Origin of the sequence: Shewanella sp. ECSMB14101, assembly GCF_000773485.1 — a bacterium.
Taxonomy (GTDB): Bacteria; Pseudomonadota; Gammaproteobacteria; order Enterobacterales; family Shewanellaceae; genus Shewanella; species Shewanella marisflavi.
This window is the reverse complement of sequence record NZ_JSFF01000004.1, coordinates 230447-256654: the sequence shown is the minus strand read 5'-3', so window position 1 is coordinate 256654 and position 26208 is coordinate 230447. Positions and strand designations below refer to the sequence as shown.

Annotated in this window: 20 protein-coding genes; 8 read left to right on the top strand and 12 right to left on the bottom strand. The window is 50.1% G+C overall.

What is annotated here, in order from left to right; all coding sequences use genetic code 11:
- Positions 1 to 29 precede the first annotated feature (29 nt).
- A complete protein-coding gene (locus tag NY07_RS05985) occupies positions 30 to 1355 on the top strand; it encodes an anti-phage deoxyguanosine triphosphatase (protein WP_033538422.1) in 1326 nt (441 codons plus the stop codon).
- A gap of 68 nt (positions 1356 to 1423) precedes the next feature.
- Here NY07_RS05985 and NY07_RS05980 read toward each other — a convergent pair whose 3' ends face one another.
- Positions 1424 to 2059 (bottom strand): YchE family NAAT transporter, encoded by a 636-nt coding sequence (locus NY07_RS05980; protein ID WP_033538462.1) that lies wholly within the window; start codon positions 2057 to 2059, stop codon positions 1424 to 1426.
- Positions 2060 to 2379: 320 nt separating this feature from the next.
- On the opposite strand from NY07_RS05980, the gene adhE reads away from it, so the two are divergent.
- The 3 genes from adhE to NY07_RS05965 all read left to right on the top strand — a co-directional run bounded on the left by adhE (position 2380) and on the right by NY07_RS05965 (position 6785).
- A complete protein-coding gene (adhE, locus tag NY07_RS05975; protein WP_033538421.1) occupies positions 2380 to 4998 on the top strand; it encodes a bifunctional acetaldehyde-CoA/alcohol dehydrogenase in 2619 nt (872 codons plus the stop codon).
- A gap of 206 nt (positions 4999 to 5204) precedes the next feature.
- Positions 5205 to 5843 (top strand): 2OG-Fe(II) oxygenase, encoded by a 639-nt coding sequence (locus NY07_RS05970; protein ID WP_033538420.1) that lies wholly within the window; start codon positions 5205 to 5207, stop codon positions 5841 to 5843.
- A gap of 483 nt (positions 5844 to 6326) precedes the next feature.
- Positions 6327 to 6785: a hypothetical protein gene (locus NY07_RS05965; protein ID WP_033538419.1), complete on the top strand. Its 459-nt coding sequence runs from the start codon at positions 6327 to 6329 to the stop codon at positions 6783 to 6785.
- A gap of 126 nt (positions 6786 to 6911) precedes the next feature.
- Here the strand turns inward: NY07_RS05965 and NY07_RS05960 are convergent, their stop codons facing one another.
- Both NY07_RS05960 and NY07_RS05955 read right to left on the bottom strand, forming a co-directional pair.
- Entirely contained in the window at positions 6912 to 8972 is a 2061-nt protein-coding gene (locus tag NY07_RS05960; protein ID WP_140946896.1) for a dipeptidyl-peptidase 5, read from the bottom strand.
- Between the two features lie 145 nt (positions 8973 to 9117).
- The gene (locus NY07_RS05955; RefSeq protein WP_033538417.1) at positions 9118 to 10641 is read right to left on the bottom strand and encodes a fumarate hydratase; all 1524 of its coding nucleotides are present in this window, start codon (positions 10639 to 10641) and stop codon (positions 9118 to 9120) included.
- A gap of 127 nt (positions 10642 to 10768) precedes the next feature.
- On the opposite strand from NY07_RS05955, the gene pabB reads away from it, so the two are divergent.
- Both pabB and NY07_RS05945 read left to right on the top strand, forming a co-directional pair.
- Positions 10769 to 12175 (top strand): aminodeoxychorismate synthase component I, encoded by a 1407-nt coding sequence (gene pabB / locus NY07_RS05950; protein ID WP_033538416.1) that lies wholly within the window; start codon positions 10769 to 10771, stop codon positions 12173 to 12175.
- A gap of 20 nt (positions 12176 to 12195) precedes the next feature.
- Positions 12196 to 12765 carry a CoA pyrophosphatase gene (locus NY07_RS05945; RefSeq protein WP_033538415.1) on the top strand — a complete coding sequence of 190 codons (570 nt, stop codon included), beginning with the start codon at positions 12196 to 12198 and terminating at the stop codon, positions 12763 to 12765.
- Here NY07_RS05945 and NY07_RS05940 read toward each other — a convergent pair.
- Positions 12762 to 13103 carry a hypothetical protein gene (locus tag NY07_RS05940; protein ID WP_033538414.1) on the bottom strand — a complete coding sequence of 114 codons (342 nt, stop codon included), beginning with the start codon at positions 13101 to 13103 and terminating at the stop codon, positions 12762 to 12764. The two genes, NY07_RS05945 and NY07_RS05940, sit on opposite strands and share 4 nt — an antisense overlap.
- A gap of 276 nt (positions 13104 to 13379) precedes the next feature.
- On the opposite strand from NY07_RS05940, the gene asnS reads away from it, so the two are divergent.
- A complete protein-coding gene (gene asnS, locus NY07_RS05935) occupies positions 13380 to 14780 on the top strand; it encodes an asparagine--tRNA ligase (RefSeq protein ID WP_033538413.1) in 1401 nt (466 codons plus the stop codon).
- 166 nt (positions 14781 to 14946) lie between these two features.
- Here the strand turns inward: asnS and NY07_RS19510 are convergent, their stop codons facing one another.
- The 7 genes from NY07_RS19510 to NY07_RS05900 all read right to left on the bottom strand — a co-directional run bounded on the left by NY07_RS19510 (position 14947) and on the right by NY07_RS05900 (position 22185).
- Positions 14947 to 15492 carry a hypothetical protein gene (locus tag NY07_RS19510; protein ID WP_033538412.1) on the bottom strand — a complete coding sequence of 182 codons (546 nt, stop codon included), beginning with the start codon at positions 15490 to 15492 and terminating at the stop codon, positions 14947 to 14949.
- Between the two features lie 137 nt (positions 15493 to 15629).
- Complete coding sequence (gene catB, locus NY07_RS05925) at positions 15630 to 16259, bottom strand: type B chloramphenicol O-acetyltransferase (RefSeq protein WP_033538411.1); 630 nt, start codon at positions 16257 to 16259, stop codon at positions 15630 to 15632.
- 238 nt (positions 16260 to 16497) lie between these two features.
- The gene (locus tag NY07_RS05920; protein WP_235363900.1) at positions 16498 to 17481 is read right to left on the bottom strand and encodes an FAD:protein FMN transferase; all 984 of its coding nucleotides are present in this window, start codon (positions 17479 to 17481) and stop codon (positions 16498 to 16500) included.
- Positions 17478 to 18959, bottom strand: coding sequence for a DUF3570 domain-containing protein (locus NY07_RS05915; protein ID WP_235363899.1), 1482 nt, complete (start codon positions 18957 to 18959; stop codon positions 17478 to 17480). The genes NY07_RS05920 and NY07_RS05915 overlap by 4 nt, the downstream gene beginning before the upstream one ends.
- 64 nt (positions 18960 to 19023) lie before the next feature.
- Positions 19024 to 19245 (bottom strand): DUF4266 domain-containing protein, encoded by a 222-nt coding sequence (locus NY07_RS05910; protein ID WP_052125515.1) that lies wholly within the window; start codon positions 19243 to 19245, stop codon positions 19024 to 19026.
- Positions 19235 to 19774 (bottom strand): TlpA disulfide reductase family protein, encoded by a 540-nt coding sequence (locus tag NY07_RS05905; protein ID WP_081953780.1) that lies wholly within the window; start codon positions 19772 to 19774, stop codon positions 19235 to 19237. Before NY07_RS05905 ends, NY07_RS05910 begins: the two co-directional genes overlap by 11 nt.
- A gap of 167 nt (positions 19775 to 19941) precedes the next feature.
- The gene (locus tag NY07_RS05900) at positions 19942 to 22185 is read right to left on the bottom strand and encodes a VRR-NUC domain-containing protein (protein ID WP_140946897.1); all 2244 of its coding nucleotides are present in this window, start codon (positions 22183 to 22185) and stop codon (positions 19942 to 19944) included.
- 366 nt (positions 22186 to 22551) lie between these two features.
- Here NY07_RS05900 and NY07_RS05895 point away from each other — a divergent pair, with 366 nt between their 5' ends.
- Positions 22552 to 22971 (top strand): secondary thiamine-phosphate synthase enzyme YjbQ, encoded by a 420-nt coding sequence (locus tag NY07_RS05895; protein WP_033538409.1) that lies wholly within the window; start codon positions 22552 to 22554, stop codon positions 22969 to 22971.
- 6 nt (positions 22972 to 22977) lie between these two features.
- Here the strand turns inward: NY07_RS05895 and NY07_RS05890 are convergent, their stop codons facing one another.
- Positions 22978 to 26136, bottom strand: coding sequence for a DEAD/DEAH box helicase (locus NY07_RS05890; RefSeq protein ID WP_161783152.1), 3159 nt, complete (start codon positions 26134 to 26136; stop codon positions 22978 to 22980).
- Between the last annotated feature and the right edge of the window lie 72 nt (positions 26137 to 26208).

Genomic DNA, 26208 nt, shown 5'->3' with positions numbered 1-26208 from the left:
CACTTGGCTCGCCACAGAGGACACCTGCTATGACATCAGCCATCTGGCATGAAAGACGTTTAGGAGAAGATAAGCTCAGGCGCAACGATCATCGTAGTCCCTATCAGCGCGATCGCGCCCGCATTCTGCATTCGGCGGCCTTTAGACGCCTGCAAGCCAAGACCCAGGTATTGGGGGTTGGCATGAACGATTTCTACCGCACCCGCCTAACCCACTCGCTGGAAGTTTCGCAGATAGGCACAGGGATCTGCGCTCAGCTTAAGCAAAAATACCCTGAGCTTCATTCTCTGCTAGATTCCATGAGTCTGATAGAGTCCCTCTGCCTGGCCCACGATATTGGTCACCCCCCTTTTGGACATGGCGGCGAAGTGGCCCTCAACTATATGATGCGCAGCGATGGCGGCTTTGAGGGCAACGGTCAAACCTTCAGGATCCTCACGGCGCTGGAGCCCTATACTCAGCACTTTGGCATGAATCTCACCCGGCGTACCCTGCTTGGGATCCTCAAGTATCCCGCTTGTCATAGTGAGCTATTTCAGTCGCCACCCAGGCCGCAAGTCGACAGTTACCGCCAACTTAAACCTAGCCAATGGCGGCCGGTGAAAGGCATTTTCGATGAAGACAAGCCAATATTGGACTGGGTATTAGCGCCGCTGTCAGTTGAAGACAAGACGCTGTTTGTTTCGGCTCAAAGCACTGACAAGGATCAGCACAAGCGAACCCATTACAAGTCGCTGGACTGCTCGATTATGGAGATTGCCGACGACACCGCCTATGCCATTCATGATCTTGAAGATGCCATCGTCATGGGCATAGTCACCGAGGCCATGTGGCAACAAGATGTCGCCAATCAGCTCGCGCAGAGTGACGATGAATGGATAGCAAAGGAATTCGCCACCATTGGAAGCAAGCTTTTTGCACTGGAAAACCACCTGAGAAAAGATGCAATAGGCACCCTGGTCAATGGGTTCGTTACCGCCATAGTGATAGAAGAAAATTCAGCCTTTAGTGAGCCACTGTTGCGATTTAACGCTAACCTCGAGCCGCCTTTTGCCAAGGCGTTGCATGTGCTCAAGCAGTTTGTTTACATGCGGGTTATTCGCAAGCCAGAGATCCAGATGCTGGAATACAAAGGCCAGCAGATTGTGATGGAGCTGTTTGAGGCCTTTGCGTCCGATCCTGAGCGCCTGCTGCCACTCAATACCCAGGAGCGCTGGCAACAGGTGTCCCAGCAAGGCGGCAACTGCAATAGAGTTATCGCCGACTATATTTCGGGGATGACTGACGAGTTCGCCGCCCGTCTGCACCAGCACCTCTTTAGTGCCAAAGCTGGCTCCTTGATCGACCTACAGTAACAACAAAGGCAGCGAGAAAAACAGGCATAAAAAAACGCGCTCAAGGCGCGTTTTTTATTGAATTTCTATTAGCCACCAATAAGGCTGGGGAACAAGCCCTTAAAGCCTGCTGCCATCACCTCGATACCGATAGACAGCATCAGCAGACCCATCAGACGAGTGATCACGTTGATCCCAGTCTTACCCAGTAGCTTAAAAATTACTGGCGCCATACGGAACAGGGTAAAACTAGTCAAGCCGAAGATCACTACAGTGATCGACATACCAATCAGGTCGCTAACCGTATTGTGTTGCGCCGCCGAGACAATCACCGAGCTAATGGCACCAGGTCCCGCCATCAAAGGCAATGCCAAGGGGACCACGGCAACTGACTCCATACCAGAGGCTTCCCTATCTTCCTCTTGGTTGCGCTTTACTTCGCCCAGTTTACCTTGCAGCATCGACATGGCGATAATGGCGATCAGAGTACCACCTGCAATTCTAAACGCCGATAGCGAGATACTAAACATATTGAGGATATGCTGCCCCGCAATAATGGTCACCAACAGAATCACCACCACGGCAAAGTTTGCCACCTTCCCCGTATGATTACGCTCCGCCTCAGTCTGATGACTGGTGAGACTTACAAATACGGGCAGTAGCCCAATAGGGTTAATGATCGCTACCAAACCTAGAAAAAATTTAACATAGAGTGTTAAATCCAATGTCATGTCCTCAAGTGACGCTTATAGCCGGCTAAAAAGCAGTATGGTTGAAAAACGCATACTGTACAGTATTGCTCACGTTGGGAAAAACGACATTTTCTATCACAATTCACAACTTTGAATTAATTATTCTATTTTTACCCGACTAGAATTAACCCTACCAAGTCGGTCACATCATGTTCACCATGTTATTTTATTACATTAACAGGGGGCTTTGTGGCAGGGATCACGGTTAACGCCCCTATAAAAGTGTAATTTTCCTTCATAAAGAGAATTTAGCCAAAACCGATTTTCGCTAAATTTTTTTCGAGGAACTTATTATGACAGTAAGCAACCAGCAGGAGCTCGATCAACTGGTAGAGCGGGTCGCCAAGGCCCAGGCAGAGTTTGCCAACTTTAGTCAGGAACAGGTCGACAAAATATTCCGCGCCGCCGCCTTGGCAGCGGCCGATGCCCGAATCTCCCTAGCCAAGATGGCGGCTAACGAGACCGGAATGGGTGTGCTGGAAGACAAGGTGATCAAAAACCACTTCGCCTCCGAATATATCTACAACAAGTATAAGGATGACAAGACCTGTGGCATCCTAGAGGAAGACCCCACCTTCGGCACCATCACCATCGCCGAGCCTGTGGGCCTCATCTGCGGCATAGTGCCCACCACCAACCCAACCTCTACCGCGATATTTAAAGCCTTGATCAGCCTTAAGACCCGCAACGGTATTATCTTCTCGCCTCACCCTAGAGCAAAAGTATCGACCACAACCGCTGCTCGCCTAGTGCTGGATGCCGCCGTCGAGGCTGGCGCACCAAAAGATATCATTGGCTGGATAGATGAACCGAGTGTAGCCCTCTCGAATCAGTTGATGACCCATGAGAAGATCAATCTTATCCTAGCCACAGGCGGCCCAGGCATGGTGAAGGCGGCCTACTCTTCTGGTAAGCCTGCCATTGGCGTGGGTGCTGGCAACACACCAATCGTTATCGACGAAACCGCCGATATCAAGCGGGCAGTCAGCTCTATCTTAATGTCCAAGACCTTCGATAACGGTGTGGTATGCGCTTCAGAGCAGGCAGTCGTCGTAGTCGATGCCGTCTATGACGCGGTCAAAGAACGTTTCGCCAGCCACGGCGCCTATATGCTGTCAGCTAAAGAAGCCAAGGCGATGCAGAAGGTGATCCTTAAAAATGGTGCACTCAATGCCGACATCGTAGGCCAAAGCGCGGCGACCATCGCCGCCATGGCCAACATCAAGGTACCTGCCAGCACTAAAGTATTGATTGGTCAGGCAACTGAGATCAACGAAAGCGAAGCCTTTGCCCACGAGAAACTCTCTCCGCTACTGGCCATGTACCGCGCCAGCGATTTTGACGATGCGCTAGACAAAGCTGAAGCCTTAGTCACACTGGGCGGCATCGGCCATACATCTGGCCTCTATACCGATCAGGATACGCAGACAGAAAGGGTGAAAACCTTCGGCTATCGCATGAAAACAGCCCGTATTCTGATCAACACCCCAGCCTCTCAAGGGGGTATCGGCGATCTGTACAACTTTAAGCTTGCGCCTTCCCTTACACTCGGCTGTGGCTCTTGGGGCGGTAATTCCATCTCAGAAAACGTTGGCCCTAGCCATCTGATTAACAAGAAAACTGTCGCTAAGCGAGCCGAAAATATGTTGTGGCATAAACTCCCCTCTTCTATCTATTTCCGCCGCGGCAGCTTGCCCATCGCACTAGAAGAGTTAAGTGATAAGAAACGCGCCCTGATCGTGACAGACAAGTATCTGTTCAACAACGGCTACTGTGATGAAACCATTAAGATCCTAAAATCTCAGGGATTGGAAACCGAAGTCTTCTACGAAGTAGAAGCCGATCCTACGCTGGCCATCGTTAATCAAGGCGCTAGCGTCGCAAAGAGCTTCCAGCCCGATGTGATCATCGCCCTCGGCGGCGGTTCGCCAATGGATGCGGCCAAGATCATCTGGGTAATGTATGAACATCCCGATGTCGACTTTGCCGATCTGGCGCTGCGCTTCATGGATATCCGTAAGCGTATCTACAAGTTTCCAAAACTGGGTAAGAAAGCCAAGATGGTAGCAATCCCCACTACCTCAGGCACAGGCTCAGAGGTAACGCCGTTCGCAGTCGTGACCGACGAGCAAACCGGTATGAAGTATCCGATTGCCGACTATGAGTTAACACCTAACATGGCGATCGTCGACCCTAACCTGGTGATGGATATGCCAAAGTCCCTTACTGCCTTCGGCGGTATCGATGCCATCACTCATGCACTGGAAGCCTATGTCAGCGTGATGGCCAACGAGTACAGCGATGGTCAGGCACTACAGGCGATGGATCTGCTAGTAAAACACCTGCCAGACGCTTACACTCTGGGTGCTAAGGCACCTGTTGCCCGCGAGAAAGTGCATAATGGCGCGACCATTGCGGGTATCGCCTTTGCCAACGCCTTCTTGGGGATCTGCCACTCTATGGCACACAAACTGGGCGCCGAATTCCACCTGGCACACGGATTGGCAAATGCCCTGCTGATCTCTAACGTGATCCGCTTTAACGCGACCGATCTACCGACCAAGCAAGCGGCTTTCAGTCAGTACGATCGCCCTAAAGCCCTTTGTCGTTACGCAAAGATAGCTGAACATCTCAAATTAAAAGGCGCTATTGGCGAAGGTATTAGCGATGAACAAAAAGTGGAAGCGCTGCTCGAAAAAATCGATGAACTCAAGAAGACGATTGGCATTCCGGCTTCAATTAAAGACGCCGGCGTTAACGAAGCCGACTTCCTCGCCAAACTCGACGAACTTGCCGAAGACGCCTTCGACGACCAATGTACAGGGGCCAACCCAAGATACCCATTGATCGCAGAATTAAAAGCGATCCTTATCGCTAGTTTCTACGGTAAGAAGTATCAAGATCCCGCTTAATTTACTAGATGATTAGTCAGTGTTAAAAGGTGCTCTCAGAGCACCTTTTTTATTTATCCAGTCAGTCCACCAATAGCTATATCTGTCTGTTTTTAAATGAATAAAGTCATACTAAAAGCTTTTTATCTTAACCACAAAAATTATTAGTTAGCCAGACTGTCAGCATAGGGATATAAGGCTTCACCCCTTATTAAGATCTCACGCCGTTGACTACACAATTAGATTTATCCCTAGACGACACCCTATTTGCCGACATCTGCGACCAGCTCGCCACCCAGGGCTATGTGGTGATGCATAACCTCTTGCCTCAGCCCGTGTTACAAGCCCTATTGGACGGCATCACTGCGCTTTCTCAGGAGAACTTTAAAGCCGCGGCAATTGGTCGCCTGCAAGAGCAACAGGTCATCGAGTCGATTCGCCGGGATAAGATCTGCTGGCTCAATGAATCAATGGACTTTACTCAGGACTATTTCGCCTGGTCAGAGCAACTACGCCTGGCAGTTAACCGTTATCTCTACCTGGGTCTGTTCGATCAAGAAGCTATGCTCGCCTATTACGCTCCCGGCGCTTTCTATAAACGTCATCTCGATGCGTTTCGCGGCCAGACCAACCGTAGGCTCACCAGCATTCTTTATCTCAACCCCGACTGGCAACCGAGCCACGGTGGTGAACTCCTGATGTATCAAGGAGACGAAACCAAGCCTTTCCAAGTAGTCGAGCCAAGATTTGGCACCATGGTGATCTTCTTAAGCGAACTCTTCCCTCACGAGGTTTCACTGTCACACCACGACAGATACAGCCTCACTTCCTGGTACCGCATCAACGACGGCATGCCAGGACATTAAAGATGAAGGCCAGAGTAAGTACTCTTGCTTGGCCTGATTGACTTATTTATATCTCGGCTATGAATAACGACGCTGATTAAGCCGGCGTCGTTATCACAAACCAATACCTGAAAAGCAAAGCTCGCAGATTTTTGGGATTAGTGAACAGCTAATAAGTCATGCTGCGTTAAGCAGCTCAATGCAACACCACGTCTAAGCATTTAATCCATAAATGGCAAAACATGCTCGTCATTAAAAAGGGTAAACATGCACTCGCCTGGTTAACCTGACGTCTCTGACACTCTGCCCATTCAGCGACGAGTAACGTTTTGTAATAAGCTGCGGTTTTAGTTGTAAAAGGTGTAACACAACTGTAGTTTTTCAATTTATAGACTCAATCTAAAGGACAGATTTAATCGGAAGAGCGCCACTTTTTATGCCTGTTCTTCTCTGCTCAAGATTGGCCCGAATCGGGAACGCTGTAAATTTTAAGGATGATTATTGATGAGTTACCTAAGATTATTGCTACTCAGTGCGTGTATCGCGACCTGTTACTACGCCTTAACCATTGCTGCTATCGGTATCGCCGCGGCTCGTAAGGTGTTTTGGTGGCTTGAGTGGAACAACAACTTCGACTTTTATCATATTGCGCAAAATTTCATTGGCATTGGTTTGGCGGCGTTGATCCCTGCCTACCTGATCTCTACCTATGAACCGGCTAGAAAGTGGTTAGCCATTGGGCTTGTTATCGTCCTTTCCATGATGCTGCACGGTAATATCAATGCGGCCTCCTGGGATCCCATGGGCTTTGTTAGGTTTATTGAGCAAACACTATTTTTCGGTGATATAGGTTCAATAGGGATATTCACTGAAATCCTACTATTGCCCATCTTGTGGTTGATTATTTTCGAGCATTTTTCAAGCTCAGTCACAGCGCCAAGTCCCCGTCATGGCTCGACCTAAAAGAGTAAACACATTTTTTCAGGACGAGACAGTCACACACAAAAAAGCCAGAACTGAGTTCTGGCTTTTTATTTCTATGATCGGGTGACTAAAATATCACCCGCTTCTTGCAATACACTGACGAAACTACTTTTCTGTCCAGCGATCCATCCAACCTAGCACGTTGGCATACCATTGCTCTAGGTTATCTGGGTTAAGGATCCAGTGGTTCTCATCTGGGTAGATAAGCAGTTCAGATGGAATGCCCTTACGCTGCATGAAGCTAAATGCGGCAAGACCTTGACCGTAAGGCACACGGAAGTCCTTCTCACCATGGATAACCAGCATAGGTGTCTGCCAGTTATCGACATAGTTAACTGGGTTAAACTTCTCGAACAGCTCCTTGTTATCCTGGTACGTACCACCAAATTCAAATTCTGGGAACCAGAGTTCTTCGGTCACATAGTACATAGAGCGCATGTCGAACAGACCCGCATGGTTAACCAGACACTTGAAGCCGTCGTTCCAGTTACCTTGGATCCAGTTCATCATGTAGCCACCGTATGAACCGCCCAGAGCACAGGCACGATCGCCGTCAAGCCACTTCTGCTGCGCCGTCACCGCTGCTAGGCCTTTCTGCAGATCTTCTAGTGGCTTACCACCCCAATCCTTAGAGATAGAGTCGGTAAAGGCCTGGCCGTAACCGGTTGAGCCGTGGAAGTCGATCATCACCACGCCATATCCGGCACCAGCCCATAGCTGAGCGTTCCAGCGGCTGCTGAACGAGTTACCGAAAGAGCCTTGTGGACCACCGTGTACCAGGAAGGCAACAGGATACTTCTTGCCTTGCTTGTAGTTAGCCGGTTTAATCCAGTAACCGTAAACTTCTTCGTTGTTCCAACCCTTGAAGCTGAACTGCTCAAACTCACCAAACTTGATCTTGGCTAGGTTATCCTTGTTCACTTCGGTCAGACGATTTAGGTTTTGACCGTCGAGAGACATGGTATAAAGATCGCCTGGCTCAACCAGACTCTTATGGTTGAAGACAATCTTGTCGCCAGTCACACCAAGAATGCTGTTGCTGCCATCGTTGTTGAGCGTCTTCACATCGCCAAACTGGGTGTTAATTTCGAAGATACTGACCTGACCCACATCTTGAGCTGTTACATACAGCGTGCGGTTGTCGGCGCCGAATGTCAGCGAGTTTGGGCTGCGATCCCAAAGCGGTGCGACTTCTTTCTCTTGACCTGTAACTGTGTCACGCAGCATGACGCGGTAACGATCCGCCTCGAAGCCCGGCTTGGTCATGGCAAGATAAGCCAAGTAACGGCCATCGGCCGAGAAAGTCGGCTGCGCATCCCACGCCTTGTTGCTCTCGGTCAGGTTTTTTGCCTCACCACCGAGCACTGACACCTGCCACAGGTCATAGTTGGTTTCCCATGCCTGTGATTTGCTTGGCGCCTTGGCGCTATAAACCACATACTTACCGTCTGGGGTAAAGGTTACTTCTTCCATACCCGAAAATGGCAGTGGCGGAGTTTCGGTATCCAGTCCCTTGGTGACATCTACCGCATCCTTAATGATTGTGCCGTTAAGCTGGGCAACAAACAGATGGCTGCGAGTGTGATCGCTCCAGGTATCCCAGTGGCGTACCATCAACTGCTTGTATTCGCGGCCGGTAGATTTACGCTCGGCTTCATTGTCACGCTTGTCTGCGGTGCACTTTAAGGTGTCACACTCAGGGTAGACGCGCATGTTCATCACAACCTGAGCGCCATCTTGAGATAACTTAAAGCCTTCAACATCCAGCGGCAGATTAGAGATCTTGACCGCTTCACCACCATCGAGTGCCAGCTCATACAGCTGTGAGCTGCCATCGCGCGCCGCCAGGAAGTAGATCTTCTTATCATCTGCGCTAAAGGCCACGCTATGCTCTGTACCCTTTGCCGAGGTCAGACGTTTTACTTTGCCTTCACCGCTTAGTGACTGAAGATAAAGGTCAGATTGTGCCTCACCTTTATCATCAAATTTTTTGACTGCATAGACGATTTTTGTGCCGTCGTTAGACAAAGCACTGGAATGCAGTTTATTCATTTTAACAAGATGTTGTACCTTGAAAGGCTCTTGAGTAGCGGCATGAGCGCCAGAGACCAGTCCGGCAGCCGCCAAGGCAAGTATGATTGCAGTTTTTTTCATTGTTATTGTCATCTTTGTGGTTGAACGGCAAGGCGAACACGCCTAAGCCCAAAAATTATCACCTAAAATATCGCAACAGACACTAAACAAAAATGGGGGTTTAAGCAAGTCGCCTGACTCACCTAAAACCCACCCATTCTTCATGCTTTACTTTATGTTAGGCAAGTCTCACACGCCAGGTCGCTGGGCCCGTTTCATGAGCATTGACCCCTTCGCTGTCTACGGCGACGGTGACAGGCATATCGGTCACGTCAAATTCATAGATGGCTTCCATACCTAAGTCTTCGAAGGCCACCACGCGAGACTTCTTGATAGCCTTAGAAACCAAGTAGGCAGCGCCGCCCACGGCCATTAGGTAAACCGCTTTGTGCTTCTTAATAGACTCGACGGTCGCCGGGCCACGCTCGGCCTTACCTATCATGCCCATCAGGCCTGTCTTATCCAGCATCAGGTCGGTGAACTTATCCATACGGGTCGCCGTCGTTGGGCCTGCAGGGCCAACCACTTCGTCACCCACAGGATCGACCGGACCCACGTAGTAGATAAACTTACCGGTAAAATCGACGCCTTCAGGCAGGCCTTCGCCACTCTCAATCAGAGTCTGAATGCGCTTGTGAGCCGCATCACGACCGGTGAGCATCTTACCGTTTAGCAGCAGCACGTCACCGCTCTTCCACTGCTCGATATCCGCCTGGGTCACAGTGTTTAGGTCGACACGTCGCACGCCCTCGCCCGCTTCGCGGGTGATCTCAGGCCAATCTTCCAGCTTAGGTGTTTCTAGCTCGGCAGGGCCTGAGCCATCGAGGTGGAAATGAACGTGGCGCGTTGCAGCGCAGTTAGGGATCATCACCACAGGCTTTGAAGCCGCGTGGGTTGGCGCCGATTTGATCTTGATATCCAGTACGGTTGTCAGACCGCCAAGGCCCTGTGCACCTATACCCAGCTTGTTGGCACGTTCGAAGATATCCAGACGCAGCTTTTCTTCGGCGGTTTCGGCGCCTTTGGCTTGCAGCTCATGAATATCGACAGGGTCCATCAGAGCTTCTTTGGCCATTACGGCCGCTTTCTCGGCGGTGCCGCCAATACCTATGCCCAACATGCCTGGTGGACACCAGCCAGCGCCCATTGTCGGTAGTGTCTTCTCGACCCACTCGGCGATATCGTCTGATGGGTTTAGCATCACCATCTTAGATTTGTTTTCAGATCCGCCCCCCTTGGCAGCGATGGCAACTTCAACATGGTTGCCTGGCACCATCTCGACGTGTACCACAGATGGCGTGTTGTCTTTGGTGTTCTTGCGGCCACCGGCAGGGTCGGCAACGATAGAGGCGCGCAGCGGGTTATCAGGGTTGGTGTAGGCGCGTCTTACCCCTTCATCCACCATCTGCTGCACTGTCATGTCTGTCTTATCCCACTTGACGCCCATGCCGATCTTAACGAAACAGGTCACAATACCTGTATCTTGACATAGCGGACGCTTGCCTTCGGCAGACATGCGGGAGTTAATCAAGATCTGCGCGATAGCATCTTTTGCCGCCGCACTTTCTTCACGCTCATAGGCTTCTGCCATGGCATCAACGAAATCTTTAGGGTGGTAATAGGAGATATATTGTAGTGCGTCGGCGACACTCTCGATGAGGTCCGCTTGCTTGATGATGGGCTGTTCTATAGTCACAGACATTTCCTTACTCACAGTTTGGTTATTCACCGCCCTTTTGCAGGGTCGCGTATTTTTTTTTAATCCGTTCACAATATGATACTCTTTCGCGACTTTTAGGGGAACATCACATTTTAGATAAGGGTTATCGATGGATTTTTCGTCGACTCAAGGCGTTGCAGTGCAAAAATTAGACTGGCAACTCACCACCACTGAGGTATTTGGCCGCTTCGCTCACCTGCCCTGGGCCATACTTTTAGACTCTGCCAGCGCCGATCATTGTGATGCCCAATACGACATCATCAGCTTCGATCCTCTTGCGACCATCACCAGCCAAGGCGGTGTCACAGCAATAGATCACACGCGCTCATCGGTACAAGGGAGCAGCAAGGCTCACGAAACCCACAGTGGCGATCCCTTTTTGGCACTGCAAGGGGCCATTGCACACTATTTCCCACAGCAATATGACACAGACCAGCCCTTTAGTGGTGGAGCGCTGGGCGCCTTTAGTTATGATCTGGGTCGGCGTATCGAAAAGTTGCCTGAAATTGCTGAGAAAGATATTAACCTGCCCGAGATGAATGTTGGCCTCTACGATTGGGCGCTGATCTTTTGTTACCAGAAGCAAGAATGGTCTCTGGTTCACTACCATGGCGAGCAGGCCTTAGCCGAGCGACTAAATACAGTCAACGCCTTTCTCAATGCTCAAACAAAACCAAGTAAGGCATTTAAGTTAAGCCGTGACTGGCAAGCGCAAATCACTCAAGCAGCGTACAAAGACAAGTTTGATCGCGTGCAGGAGTATCTGCACAGCGGCGATTGCTATCAGATCAATCTGACCCAGCGCTTCGAGGCCGAATATCAAGGCGATGAATGGCAGGCTTACCTCAAACTCAGGGCGAGCAACAAGGCGCCCTTCTCTGCCTTTATGCGTTTAGAAAAGCACGCCATCCTCTCTATCTCGCCCGAGCGCTTTATCAAGCTTAAGGGCGATGCCATAGAAACCAAGCCCATCAAGGGCACCATGGCCAGAGCAAGTGATGCAGTAGCAGATAAGGCCGCCGCCGAGGCCTTGGCAGCATCGGAGAAAGATCGCGCCGAAAACCTGATGATCGTGGATCTGCTGCGAAACGATATCGGTAAAGTGGCGAGCCCAGGTAGCGTGCGAGTGCCGCATCTATTTGCCATCGAAAGTTTTCCGGCGGTGCATCATCTGGTCAGCACGGTAACCGCCAAGCTCGCTGCGCCAAATAGCCCTTGCGATCTGCTCAGGGCAGCATTTCCCGGCGGCTCCATTACGGGCGCACCTAAGATCCGCGCCATGGAGATCATCGAAGAGCTGGAGCCCTCACGTCGCAGCCTTTACTGTGGCTCGATAGGTTATATCAGCCAAGATGGCCAGATGGATACCAGCATTACCATACGAACCTTAGTTGCCGAGGCCCCCCGCCTCTATTGTTGGGCCGGTGGTGGCATAGTGGCCGACTCCCAGGTCGATGCCGAATATCAGGAAAGCTATGATAAGGTAAGTAGAATATTACCTGTGCTGAGTCGCTAGTTAGGTGACGAAGAGGCTTTATGAGATTGGACGAGTTTAAACAGCGCTATAATCTGCATCAGTTGCCCACTGACACTGGGCCGCAGACCCATCGCTCTTTGCGGCAAGCTGCCGTACTCGTCCCTTTGATACAAACTGGCAGTGAACTTGAGTTGCTCCTCACTCGCCGCCCCGACCATCTGAGAGCCCACCCAGGGCAGATAAGCTTTCCCGGTGGTAAGGTGGAGCAAAGCGATCTCAACTATACCGACACAGCCCTGCGCGAGGCTTTTGAAGAGATCGCCCTGCCAAGAGACAATGTGGAGGTGTTAGGTCAGTACCCCATGTTTAACACCTTTACCGGTTTTGCTATCGCTCCCATCATAGGAGTCGTCAGAGAGGAGTTTCAGCCGATATTAGATCCCGGCGAGGTGGATGAGCTCTTTAGGGTCCCTTTAAGCTTTCTGATGGACCCGGCTAACCGTATCAAGAGACAGTTCTCCCGCCGCGGCGTGCACTATCCCGTCTACTTTATTCCTTACGAAGATTATTTTATCTGGGGCGCCACCGCTGCCATGATAGACAGGCTTTGCCGCCAGATAGCCGATTAGATAGAGACAAAAAACTTAAGATAGAGGCCGGCGGCGGTTGAGGTTAACAGCAGCAAGGGGATATTAAACCAATAGCCCATGCGGCTATGGTGAGCCACATAGAAGTTAAATGCCAAATTGACCAAGCTGATGGCGGCGCAGGTCCAGATCACATACTCAAGCCTTAATGTAATCGTCGGATCCCAAGTCAACCTTACGCTTGCGCCCTTACTGAGAAAATAGCCCACGGCGCGATCCGGTCTGGCCTCACCAAAGAGTATCAAGGCATAAACCGCCAGGGACCAACCCAGGATCGACAAGGTGCCTAAAAAAATCTGGAAAATTTTGACTTTTTTCATCTAGCCCTCTGACATCTAGCCCACTGACATCTAGCCCACTGAATTGTCTGGCCATATTTTAAGCATAACAAGCTTTCCACCCTAGCACCAACAGCAGATAAGCGAGCGATAAAGGCCGCTTTTTTATGGCGCTTGGGCCTAGCTTAGCGGAAATGCCCATTTTATTTGCTTTTAAGCCAGTTTATCTGCTGTTTTTCCCTTGAGAAAAGCCACCAGCAAGGTAATATAAACCTCCAAAATTTTTAATAAAACGTTTCGTTGGAGAACTAAGCAACAATGAGCACTGCATCTGTCGCTTCTGTATTTAAAGGTGATTTTGCGATCGGTTCGCAAGTTACCGTACGCGGTTGGGTAAGAACTCGCCGAGATTCCAAGGCCGGCATCTCTTTTCTTGCCGTATATGATGGTTCCTGTTTTGATCCCATCCAGGGCGTTGTGCCAAATAGCTTAGACAATTACGATGACGAAATCTTACGCCTAACCGCTGGCTGCTCTGTCATCATGACAGGTGAAGTGGTTGACTCACCGGGTAAGGGTCAGGCGTTTGAGCTACAAGTGACTAAGGTTGAGGTCACTGGCTGGGTTGAAGATCCTGATACCTATCCGATGGCGGCTAAGAGGCACTCTATTGAGCATTTGCGCGAACTGGCACACCTACGTCCACGTACCAACATTATCGGCGCGGTAGCCCGCGTGCGTAACTGTTTGTCTCAGGCGATTCACCGCTTCTACAACGAAGAAGGTTTTATCTGGGTTTCAACGCCGCTGATCACTGCTTCTGACTGTGAAGGTGCTGGTGAAATGTTCCGTGTATCGACACTGGATCTTGAAAACCTGCCACGCACCGACGACGGCAAAGTCGATTTCAGCGAAGACTTCTTCGGTAAGGAATCTTTCCTCACCGTATCGGGTCAGCTGAACGGTGAAACCTATGCTTGTGCCTTGTCTAAGATCTATACCTTTGGCCCAACGTTCCGCGCCGAAAACTCTAACACCAGCCGCCACTTGGCAGAGTTCTGGATGGTTGAGCCAGAAGTCGCTTTTGCCGATCTAAACGATGTTGCCGGTCTGGCCGAGCGTATGCTGAAGTACTGTTTCCGCGCCGTGCTTAATGAGCGCCGCGACGATCTTGAGTTCTTCGCCCAACGTGTCGACAAGACAGTTATCGAGCGTCTAGAGAACTTCGTGAGCAGCGATTTCGCCCAGGTTGACTACACAGATGCCATCGAGATCCTAAAAGCATGTGGCAAGCAGTTCGAATTCGACGTTGAGTGGGGTATCGACCTGCAGTCTGAGCATGAACGCTATCTGGCTGAAGAGCACTTCAAGGCGCCAGTCGTCGTGAAGAACTACCCGAAAGATATCAAAGCTTTCTACATGCGTCTTAACGAAGACGGCAAAACAGTTGCCGCCATGGACGTATTGGCACCTGGCATTGGTGAAATCATCGGTGGTGCTCAGCGCGAAGAGCGTCTGGACGTACTAGATACTCGCTTAGATGAGATGGGTTTGAGCAAGGAAGATTACTGGTGGTATCGTGACCTGCGCCGTTACGGCACAGTGCCGCACTCAGGTTTTGGTCTGGGCTTTGAGCGTCTAGTCTCTTACGTGACTGGCGTATCGAACATCCGTGACGTGATCCCATTCCCACGTGCACCAAAGTCAGCGAACTTCTAAAGCCAGTTCTGCAATAAAAAACGCCCTACGGGGCGTTTTTTTATGGGCGCAGGTTTCAGGTAGCAATTTATATGGAATAACACCCGCTTAAGCGGACGGAAATAGTTGACTAAATTTGTTAGAAACGAACAATAGCCAACTGTTGACGTTCCGTTTAACGCGCTTGCTATGTGTGCTCTTTAAGGTTTTTAGCAGTGATCTGTTTACCATTTACCTCAAGTTCTAAATCTATCTTCTTATCGTGAACAACACTTAAAAACAAACTTACAATTTTAATTAGTTGAACATAATAAACCTGATTTTTACACTCACTATCAGATGCAAAGAAGAAACCCATGCACCCTAACCCACAAGGAACAAACGGTGAATAAATTTTACTGTGCACAAATTGGTCACATAAAACTTTTAAAGGTAAAGTTTTATCGTCGCTTTGCCCCATATTATATTTTTTAGACCAATGTTCACCTTTATTAGATGACACAGCTTTCCTCGTCGGGTGTGATATTAAACTAGTATTTAACCCGCAAACTACGTTACTTAATAACTTACTTTCTCTAAGTTTACGTATTGCGTAAAAACCCAGAAATACAGCTTTCTCGGTTTTAAATTCAAGTTCATTATCCCAGACAGTTGTTCTATATAAGCTTTCTAAGAACTCAGCAGAGCCCTTCAATTCATTTAGCCAAAAAATTTTAGTATACGATTCAATCACGGCTAAACTCCTGTACACATAACTCCGCGTTAAGGGGTGCCGGCACGCAATACATAAGCTTCTGCAATGCACCGTAAACACTGAACCCAACGCAAACCAAAAATGCCACGCGTGCCAAATCCCTCTTAAACGCTTTGTTATGTGCGTACTTCCTGCTTCCAATAATTGTAAAGGTTTTCAATGTTACTGGAGCAAAGATGCTTAATACCGCCCTTTAAAACGCTCTCAGGCCAATCCCACCACTGCATTTCAAGCAACATGGCTATCTCTGACTCCGAAAAACGGAACTTAATATGTTTTGCTGGATTTGAACCCACAACCTCATATGGCGCTACATCTTTGGTTATGACAGCTCTACTTGCGATGATGGCGCCATGACCTATTTTGACACCAGACATAATCATTGCTTCTGAACCAATCCAAACATCATTGCCAACTACAGTATCACCTGCGCGTTGAAATCCATCAGTAGCATCGGCGAAAATCTCATTGTCTTGGTAAAAGAATGGAAATGTACTAAACCAATCGTTTCTATGCCCCTGATTTCCCGCCATCATAAACACCGCGCCGGAGCCTATTGAACAGAAACTACCGATAATAAGCTTATCAACATCATCTCTGTCCGGACTGAGATAACGAGCACAGTCATCAAAGCTATGGTTGTGATAGTAACCAGAATAGTAGCTATGCTTGCCTACAATAATATTCGGGTTTGTCACTTGTTGCTTTAACGTGATGCCCGAAAAAGGAGATTCAAAATAATTCATAATCTTAATTTATCCTAGAAGCACATAACATTTTATTAGTGCGCCTGCGCATCTACTTGGCAAAACGCGCATGCACATTTAATAAAGCTATTATTGATGACTTACTAAACTAAAGTCATTGATTTATATAAACTCTACCAGAGTCATGCCGTATCAACGAGCACCCGAATGGGCAAAGTGAGCATGAATATTGACTGGTTCCCGCAACTCGAATACCTGAAAAGCAAGCCATGAAAAGCTAGCCACGGATAATATGATGGACGACGCCCTGACTGGCGAGGAAGGCTTCAGCCTTTTCCCCCTGAAGCATAGCCAGGGTCGCCAACATGCCCGCGACCACACACTGAGGCGCAAACACACTGACCGACAAGGGCGCTCCCTTTACGGGATAGCCTGTACTTGGGTCGATAATGTGGCCGTAGCGTTTACCCTCATGAATAAGATAACGTCGGGAATGACCACTGGTAGCCAGTGCGCCTTCATTGAGGGCCACCACCCGCTCGGCCGAATCCAGCGCCTTGGGATCTTCGATCCCTATCTGCCAGACATAGGCCGGCGCTGGTGACGTGATCATATCGCCGCCAAGATTCACCAGCAGATCGCAATCAGGCAGTGCCTTGGTCAGAATAGCCATCGCTCTATCGGCGGCGTACTCCTTAGCAAGTCCACCAAAATCGATCCCCATCTCCTCAGGTAGCCATAAACGCTTATCTTGAATATCGAGATTGTTAAACCCTACCCGTTTGCGAGCGACTTGAATAACTTGCTTGCTTGGCGGGCAGGCATGACGGTCTCCAAATGGCCAAAGCGCAATCACAGGCTCGGCGGTGATATCAAACTGTCCCTGACTCAATTGGTAGCAATGCTCGGCAAACTTTAACAGACCTAAGGTTTCATCATCTAGGGATTGCCACTCACCGGCGCGGCGATTGATCTCACTAAGCAGGCTTTCGCGGTCAAAACGGCTGTATTTAGCCTCTATGCGCCTGACCTCATCAGTCGCCTCGATGATGGCGCCCTCTATCTCTGAGTTCGCTTTGCTATAAACTTGCTCTTCACCTGCACCAACCTTATGCCTGACTAAAATCTCACAGCGACTCGCCATGGCGCTAAATTCCGCTTTAACCCCGAGGGGCGCAAGCTGGCCTTGATGCTGACCATACTTTGGCTTTTCTACGCCGGGCAGCGGCGACAGGCTGATCTCATAGGTTTGCGGATTCAAAATCGCATTCCCAACTGCAGCACTATGGCATCTAGACGGGGGAATTGGTCATAGCTTGCCAACTCACCAGGTAAACTGATACCCGGGTTTTGTGGCCGCTGTTGATAGTAGGCTAATCTGATGCTGGCGAGTTGACCGGCGTCTAACTTTTGCGCGTATTTCACCCCTAAGGTATAAGTCTCAAGCTTTCCGAGGCGATGATCGGCCGAAGCGAACTCGGGTAAGGCTTCTCCCTCGGTCAGATAGAGGCGATAAAATTCGGCGGCCTGTTGAAGATAGGCTCTGAACTGCCATTGCCAATAGCCACCACCCGTTAAATTGTATCGGTAACGCGCATCTAGGGTATGCGCCTGAATCGACCAGTCATCGTCACTATAGCGATAGGAAAAGTTCAGCGTGCCTGAGGTTAATGCGCCCTTGGCCATGGCAAACAGGTTATGTTTGAGTCGCTCATCCGGACGCGCTTCATAATGATACCCCTGCGCCTGACCAACTCCATCGATACGGCTGACAACCTTATAAGCATCACTCAGATACCCAGACACAGCAGAGAGGCTATAACTTAGCTGCGCCTGCCAATGAGTATTCAGAGTCTGTGTCACGCCAAGGTTAAGATCTAAGGTGCGTTTAAGGGCGCTGTCGTAACGGCGGGTGGCATCAAAAGCCTGTCTAAACGCCTCCTCGCTGTCAAAGTCGTTTCTAAACACCATCTCGCTAAGTCCCACAGGCCTGCCGCCGACGGGATCCACTATGTCGAAGTAATAGGCTGAGCCAAAGAACACTTGAGTATTGCTTTGATTAAAGGAATGCTCGCCGCTGCCATTAACGCCAATAGAGGTATAGTCGTATTCCCGCGACAGATAGCCACCGAGATTCATTTGCCATTTCGCAGAAAAAAGATGCTGCCAGTTGGCACTTAACTGTAAGCGGGTATCTTTAAAGGTATCGTCCAGGGGCAATTCGCCCGCTCGCGCCTGATAGACGCCGGTTCCTGAAGGTCGGGTAAAACTCTGGGGCCTTGCCTGGATCACCGCGCCATTGGCTGAGGCGCCTGTTAGGGCATCGAGGGCTATCTTTGCCCTCAGGGTATTGCTGTCATCCAAGGCCTGTCGATAATGTATGATCCCTTCGGCTGCGGTTACTCGATCGCGCTCTTGGTAGTAGACTAAGGCGGCCTCTATCTTGGCTCCAGCGAGTGGATCCGTCTCTACCCTGCTCTCATTAAGTCTGGTTGGGCTTGCATGAGCTTGACTCGCTTCTCGCTCCTTGGCGACTATCTCATTAGTCTCTAAATCATTGGCCCCTGTCTCGTTAATCCCTAACTCAGTGGCCCCAGCATCATTAGTAGGCACCTCTGTGGCGTTTACATCTCCGACGCCAAGAAACAAGCTACTAGCCATCAAGAGTGAGGCCATCACAGTATCGCCCTGCTGGGTAGCGGTTGGCTGATGACGCTGTTGTTTTACCCTATGGTTCACGCTATATCATTCCTTTGCTTGCACTGTCTCACCGAGCTGACTTATCGCCGACTTCGCTTATGCCCTAATTACAGCCGCAACCACCACCTGCCAGGGTGCGGCCGCCACTGGACGCCTCCTTACTGAAGTAGATATGATCTTCTATCGACATATCCATCTCATCGGTATCAGGCTGCATATCCTCTCTGGCAAACTGACCGCGCTCCCATGGCTGTACGCCAAGGCTGGAACATGCTGGCAGTAATAAGAGCGCGAGGATAAACAGTGCGCTTTGACTATTTTTCATTAGCGTTCCTTTGTCTCAGCAATCCCTTAATCTCCTGTTCGACGGCCGGCTGCTTAGATTTAAAAAAGCCCAGATGTTCACTCACCAGTTGTCCCTTGGCATCAAACAGGTAGCTGCTCGGCATCCCCTGCAGATTGAAATGGCCCGCGACCTCACCTTTAGGATCGTAAAGAATATCGAAGCTGGTGGCGAAATCGGCCAGGAAGGGTTTAGCCATCTCACTGTCGCTATCAAGATTGATCGCGACGATCGCTAACCCCTGCTTGGCATAACGCTGGTGCATCTGTTCCATCCAGGGAAAAGAGTCTCGACATGGCGCGCACCAGGATGCCCAAAAATCCACATAGACCACCTTGCCTTCATACTGCTTGAGAGAGCGAAGCTCCCCCTGTAGGGTTCTCGCGCTTAGATCTAACCGCGGCTCGGCGTAACTCGTCCCTATAGGTAAGGCGCCAAGTAGCGTAAGCAGCGCTGCAGCCAGACTGGCACCGAGCAGTCGCTGCTTAGTCTGAGCCATTAAGCTTGTCATCTTATCCTCCTGCACCGGGTATGAGCGATTCTTTGTTACTGCGCCATTTAGCGCTATAACGCGACCAGACGCTTTGAATTCTTACTATGCTGCATCTTATTCACAGGATTAGCAAAAAAATTGATCGCCAAAATAAATAGGCTTAATGCATCGCCTTGAAAGCGGCTCTACGATCCTTCCCAGGTAAGATAGCAGACACTGGCCTTAATCCCGTGTCGATTAAACCAATCTAGCCATATCAGCTGATTATCTCGCAGGCTGTCGCCTGGCCCCTTGACCTCAATAAGCTCGGCGCTCACCATGGCGCCTACTTTAGTTGTGGCACTATCAAGGTCTGTCTTCAAGTGAAAGCGAATCAGATCGGGAAATCCTGCGCGGTAGTAACGTAGATCGAAAAGCATCTGACGAAATAGCTTGGCCAGCATAGGCCCACTAAACGCCTGCAGCGCCAAGTTAAGCAGCAGCGGCAGCGCATCGTCACCCATAGGCAAGGCTAAACTCCCTCCTTCTGGAACACTTGAGACTTTTCCATCTAATACAAAACTATCGACAAGGTGACCCGCAAGATAACCAATGCCTTGCTCAACCTGAGAGGCATCCTGTGCATCTCCCGGTTTTTTAACCACTGTCGAGCTACCCTGATTAATATACTCATAAGGCATGAAGAGCGGCCAGTGAACCCAGTCGTTAGTGAGGCCAAATTTCTGATGGAAATGACGGGTGATTGACTCTGTGTTACCCGCGCTTAATTCCGTAAGACGTGCCTCGATTGCCGCCCTGCGCTGAGGATAAAAACTCGAGTAATACATGTCGCTAGGCCGACTCTGGTATGGATTGGCAAAAGCGCCTTTAACATCTGAGAAGATGATGTCCCAAAACGCCAGACCAAACAGGCTGCAAAACAAGCGGTTTTCAACTTCAAAGCAAAAAACCGTCTCTGTGATCTCCGCGCACTCACTATTAACCGCCTTTTTGTCATTCACAACAGCGAGCTGCTTCGCTGCGCTTTGCTCAACCCTATCGCTTGTGCGCTCAGTGGCGAGATGCAAAGATTCAAACTGGCCTTGCCATCTATCTGGCGCAGGGAGCTTAAGGTTTCGATGCAGCGCCTTTTGCATGCGCCTGGCCACCAGTCGCTCACTCTCTTCAAGAGGCGAGTCAATCATCTCGCCAACCAGCTCAAGTGCCTGCCGATCTTTTGCCAGCTTTTGCAGGCAGCGGACGCGGCGCTCGCGGCTCGGCGGGCGGTCGCAGGCCTCATAGAGGCGTAAGGCGGTTTCAAATTCTTGCAAACGTTCATAATGGCGGGCTATCTGCAGCATGAGTCCCTGGTGCAGACGTACTAATCTCTGATGGGTTAACCCGACAAAAGCGGTCAAACCAACACAGAAATCATCAATTTTTTTGACAGACAACCCCGTCTGTCTAACATCTAAAGACAATTCGTCAAACTGCTGATATAAATCATTTAAATGATAAAAAGCTTCTATTTCTTCTCGAGTATTAAAGCTGCGACTTGCACAATTCACCAAATAAGCATCAAATTGATGGATACCTAAATCGGCCAAAATAAACTGGCTGAGAGACTGACTTAAGCGTTCGAAATAAAGGAGTTCAAAACGCCGATACGGCGCCTTGTCTGTGAAGCTAAACCAGTGCTCACCTGGCGCGAGTCGCTGCAAGAGTGTGGCGATAAACACTTCGGCGGCTGACTGTACCTCGTGCTGCTGATTTTGCTTAGAACCATGGTTTGCGACTGACGTCTCGGCGCATGCCAACGACATTATCAGCGAGACCAGCTCACTCTTTTTAAGCCGCTTAAGCTGCTTTACACTGAGTCTGGCGGCCTCATCCTGTGGGTGCGAGATTATAAATGCCTGGGCTTGGGCATGAGTTTGGCCTGATCCTGGCTCAGATGCTATTACGTTTTCACGCTTCGCCCCTGAGTCTGTCTGTGCTACTGAGTCTGGCTGTGCTACTAAATGTGGCTGTGCTACTGAGTCTGACTCGTGTTCTTGACCCATCTCAGCAAGATGCCGGACAAGTTCAGTTTTGGTCGTTTGGTGTAATAGCCAGCTTAGCTCAGGCTGATCATAGTGAATAAAACCTGTCTCAAGCAGTGCCTGTATGGCGCCTTCGGTATCGTTAATCTCAAGGTAATTGAGTTGTGGGCGACAAAACCATGGGCCTTTGCGCGTTATCAATCTGACCAATAGACATTGAGCGTCACGGTGAAGCAGGTTAAACGTCTGAATAAAGTCACTTTCAACCTTATCGAGTAGATCGCCATAGCGCTGCTCTACCCCAACCAACATCGCCTTGAAATTCTCAAGATAATAGTAGGGCCCTAGCGCATTTACCTGCCCGGTTTGATCACCAGGTTCTGCGCTTTGTTGAGCCTTAATGAGCATGGCTTTTGCCTCGCTTACCACACTGTCACCCTTATTACTCCTATTACCCAATTTGTTTACTTGAGCCCTTTATTTAGCTGTAGGCCTTAGGGATCTGGCGCTATGCTTTTGCTCTGTCGGCGTAACAGCCCAGCACTGACTTTCTGCCCCTGACACCAGGCTTTTTCTCTGCCTTTATCGCGCCCACTAACTATGCTTACCTAAAGAGACAATCGAGTGTGAGCAAAGCTCCTTTGCGGCTCTTTTGCATTTTATACAGTCATTGATTTAAAAGTCGCTTTACAAAGATGAGGCTGTTAGCGCACTCTTAGCACGATAACAAAAAGTGCCCTGATTGGGCGATAAAATAGCGTAGGAAAACCTAACATGTGGATGCAAGTTGAGATTAGTTTACCAGCCAAACCCCGCGGATTTCATCTGATCACCGAAGAGATCTACCGCGCTGCTCCCCAATTGCAACAGGTAAAGATAGGTCTCGCCCATCTCTTGCTGCAACACACCTCGGCCGGACTGACCTTGAACGAGAACGCCGATCCCAGTGTGCGCGAAGATTTCGAACGTTTCTTCAATCGACTAGTGCCTGAAAACGAGCCCTATTACACCCACACCTATGAGGGCTCAGATGACATGCCTGCGCACCTTAAATCATCCACACTGGGCAGTGAACTTACCTTGCCCATCACAAACGGCGAATTTAATCTCGGGACCTGGCAAGGCGTCTACCTGTGTGAGGCTCGAAACCGCGCCAGCTCACGCACGCTTATTCTTACCATTCAAGGCGAGTAAAGCAGCTTAATCTATGATTGGCTGCTCTGTGATAGGTTGCAGCAAGGCCAGCCAATCATCCTTATCCATCTCTGCCGCCGTCAAACTCTCGGTCTGATACATACTTTGGGCCAGTGCATGTTTGCTCTGCTGCAACTGCTGAATTCGCTCTTCCACCGTGTTTTGGCAGATCAACTTGTAGACAAACACAGGCTTTTGCTGACCGATACGATAGGCTCTGTCACTGGCCTGCTCTTCGGCGGCAGGGTTCCACCATGGGTCAACATGGATCACCACATCAGCCTCGGTAAGATTGAGCCCCGCCCCTCCTGCCTTGAGGCTGATCAGAAATACATTAACCTCCCCGCGGCGAAAGCGATCTATGATCTTATCTCTATGTCGGCTACGGCCGGTGAGCATCTCATACCCTATCTGCTGGCGATCCAGCTGCGAGGCAATCAGATCCAACATAGTGGTAAATGATGAAAAGATTAAGATGTTACGCCCATCTTCTATCATGCTGGGTAACTTATTTTCTAACCAGGCCAGCTTAGATGATTCACTTTGGGTTTCGACATCCGCGATTGTATCTGCGCCCTCGACAGCCCCCTTGATTTCATCTTGCTGACCAAGTTTGAGCATCGCCGGATGGCAACAAACTTGACGCAGTTTGAGCAGCGCATTGCTGATCATCAAACGATTCGCCTTGGCGCCGGTTTGCAAAAGCGCCAGTTGCACCTGCTCAGCCACCGTCAGGCGTATGGTCTCATAGAGATCCGACTGGCTCTGACTGAGCTCAATAAGGGTATTGATCACCGTCTTTTTCGGCAACTCGGTAGCCACCTGGCTCTTGGTGCGTCTGAGCATAAAGGGCGCCAAACGCTGAGCTAAGCGCTGTCGACTGGTGTCACAGTTATCTTTCTCTATGGGCTGCTTGAACTGGCGCTGAAACTGCGTCGCCGTGCCGAGAAAGCCCGGCATGAGGAAATGAAACAGCGACCACAGCTCACCCAGATGATTCTCCATCGGCGTGCCGGTCAAACAAAGACGGTGGCGTGTCTGTAGTCGATTAACCAATTTAGTCACCCGACTACGGCTATTCTTAATGGTCTGGGCTTCATCCAGGATCACCTGGTGCCAGTTGTGCTTGGTCAGCCGCTCGGCGTCCTGAGCTAAGATCCCGTAACTGGTGATAAGAATATCCACGTCACTGAGGGCCTGCTCATTTTCATGGCGCAGACGACCACTCCAGACAAAACTACTGAGCTCAGGGGTAAACTGAGCGATCTCACGCTGCCAGTTACTCAGCAAACTGGTGGGCGCCACCACCAAGACAGGCGCCTTAATCACCCCGGCCTGTTTATCAAGCAAGATACTGCACAGGGTTTGTAAGGTCTTACCCAGTCCCATATCATCGGCCAAAATCCCGCCAAAACCCTGCTGCTTGATAAATTGCAGCCAGATCACGCCTTGCTCCTGGTAGGGGCGTAATACGGCATTTAGCCCTGTCGGCGCGACAAAGGTCTGCTGGTCTCTGCCTACGCGCTTGATATATTCACCCAAGGCGAGTGCATGGCGTCTTAATTTGGCTTCCCCCAGCCATTTTAGCGACTGGCTATCCTGGCCATTTGGCGCCATCGCTTCATCCAATAGTGGCAGACGCCCCAGATGGTGCTTGGCTAATCTAAGCTGCTCGCGCTGATCCAGCGGCTGAGGCGTAAACAACTCATCCAATACCCCAAGAATACGCCGTATCCGATCGGCGGGCAGGGTCAAAATGGCGCCGGATTCCAGCTCTAAGGCCACCTCTTTGGTCATACCGTCACGGCTGAGTTTGCCTTGACGAATAAGGTTCACCAGCAGTGGCAGCAGGTTTACCCGCTTGCCTTCGACCTCAACGCCCAGACTCAACTCGAACCAATCTTTATCGCCGCTATTAACCTCTCCATACCAGGCATTGGCCGCCACCTTAACAAAACGCTGCTTGGCGACCAGCTCTATCTGCCATCCGAGCAAAGAGAGATAACGGAGCAAAACCACATGCTCGCTTACCTCGCCAGGGATTAGGCGCAGCCCATCGGATAACATCTGAGTTAGCGCAGGTTCAAACTGGCTGGTGAGCAAGGGAAAGCCATTAAGCAGCAACTGACACTTGGCAAATTGGGCCATAAACCCTTTATGTCCAGCGCCAAGATAGCTTAACGATTCAAAATCATAGGAGGCGCCGCGATGCACCATGCTGAAACGAGCCACATCGATTGGCGCCATCACGACATCGCTCCAGTCATATTCCAGCGACTCTCGAACGATCTCAAGCTTGGGCAGCCAGTCGCCATCGAGATCTACCTGCTGAAGCAGGCTCTGGTTGACCCTGTTATCGGCGCGCTTATCGACAATCCCTGTACCAGAGCAGGTATCTAACCAGCAGCCAGGGCAAAGATTAACCAGGTAGGCTTCATCTAAGTAATCTTCATCATAATGGGTCACCAGTTCCAATGGCTTGGCGCCCACCTTAGCGTAAAAGCAGCGACCCGTTGCAAGCAGCAAGCTATAGAAATCAGCGCCAAGGGCGAGCTTTTCGCTATGACCTTCACGTGGCAGCGGGATCACCATAGCGTCCTGAGCACGGCTCAACTGTTCTGTAGAGAGCGCTTGGCGCAGCAGATGGAACAACTTGAGATCGGACTGACTGACATACTTGGGCACGGGCTGACTCTGTAACAGGTCAAAGCCTAGCGGCCCTTTAAGATGATAGCGGCCATTCTTATTGAGATACCCTTTCTCGACCCTGAGCAGAAAGCCCTCTTCTATGGGCTCGAGCAGATAAAGAATACGGTGGCGCGCCATAGCGGGGAAAGGATCGAACTTCTGGTTTTGATCGCTACGAAACAGACGGATGGCGGTGTCGGAACGTCTTGAACGCTCACGTTTATCTAATTGGCTTCGCGCCGCTTGCTCGATAACCAAGGCGGCTTGATGGACGCAGTTTGCCTTGCCACAACTGCAGCTTGCCTTAAATTGCCCGCAAGCATTCAGGTTAACGTGGCAATCGACAGGCGTATCACCGGCAAATTTACCACTTAATTGATGGGCAGTTAGCTGGCACTCAAGCAACCGCCCTGCGAGCAGGAGTTGGAGCGCCGCAAATCTTTCCTGATGAGAGAACTCTTGTACAGCCGTTTGCAATAACATCATCCGAGAAAAAGCAATTAGACCTGATTAAACGATCGAAAGGATCCATCATATCACTTTTAATTG

Excerpts from the sequence above, each read along its gene's own strand:
- NY07_RS05985 (WP_033538422.1), top strand. The coding sequence starts at position 30 with ATGACATCAGCCATCTGGCATGAAAGACGTTTAGGAGAAGATAAGCTC.
- adhE (WP_033538421.1), top strand. The coding sequence starts at position 2,380 with ATGACAGTAAGCAACCAGCAGGAGCTCGATCAACTGGTAGAGCGGGTC.
- NY07_RS05965 (WP_033538419.1), top strand. The coding sequence starts at position 6,327 with ATGAGTTACCTAAGATTATTGCTACTCAGTGCGTGTATCGCGACCTGT.
- NY07_RS05960 (WP_140946896.1), bottom strand. The coding sequence starts at position 8,972 with ATGACAATAACAATGAAAAAAACTGCAATCATACTTGCCTTGGCGGCT.
- NY07_RS05955 (WP_033538417.1), bottom strand. The coding sequence starts at position 10,641 with ATGTCTGTGACTATAGAACAGCCCATCATCAAGCAAGCGGACCTCATC.
- pabB (WP_033538416.1), top strand. The coding sequence starts at position 10,769 with ATGGATTTTTCGTCGACTCAAGGCGTTGCAGTGCAAAAATTAGACTGG.
- NY07_RS05945 (WP_033538415.1), top strand. The coding sequence starts at position 12,196 with ATGAGATTGGACGAGTTTAAACAGCGCTATAATCTGCATCAGTTGCCC.
- NY07_RS05940 (WP_033538414.1), bottom strand. The coding sequence starts at position 13,103 with ATGAAAAAAGTCAAAATTTTCCAGATTTTTTTAGGCACCTTGTCGATC.
- asnS (WP_033538413.1), top strand. The coding sequence starts at position 13,380 with ATGAGCACTGCATCTGTCGCTTCTGTATTTAAAGGTGATTTTGCGATC.
- catB (WP_033538411.1), bottom strand. The coding sequence starts at position 16,259 with ATGAATTATTTTGAATCTCCTTTTTCGGGCATCACGTTAAAGCAACAA.
- NY07_RS05910 (WP_052125515.1), bottom strand. The coding sequence starts at position 19,245 with ATGAAAAATAGTCAAAGCGCACTGTTTATCCTCGCGCTCTTATTACTG.
- NY07_RS05905 (WP_081953780.1), bottom strand. The coding sequence starts at position 19,774 with ATGACAAGCTTAATGGCTCAGACTAAGCAGCGACTGCTCGGTGCCAGT.
- NY07_RS05900 (WP_140946897.1), bottom strand. The coding sequence starts at position 22,185 with ATGCTCATTAAGGCTCAACAAAGCGCAGAACCTGGTGATCAAACCGGG.
- NY07_RS05895 (WP_033538409.1), top strand. The coding sequence starts at position 22,552 with ATGTGGATGCAAGTTGAGATTAGTTTACCAGCCAAACCCCGCGGATTT.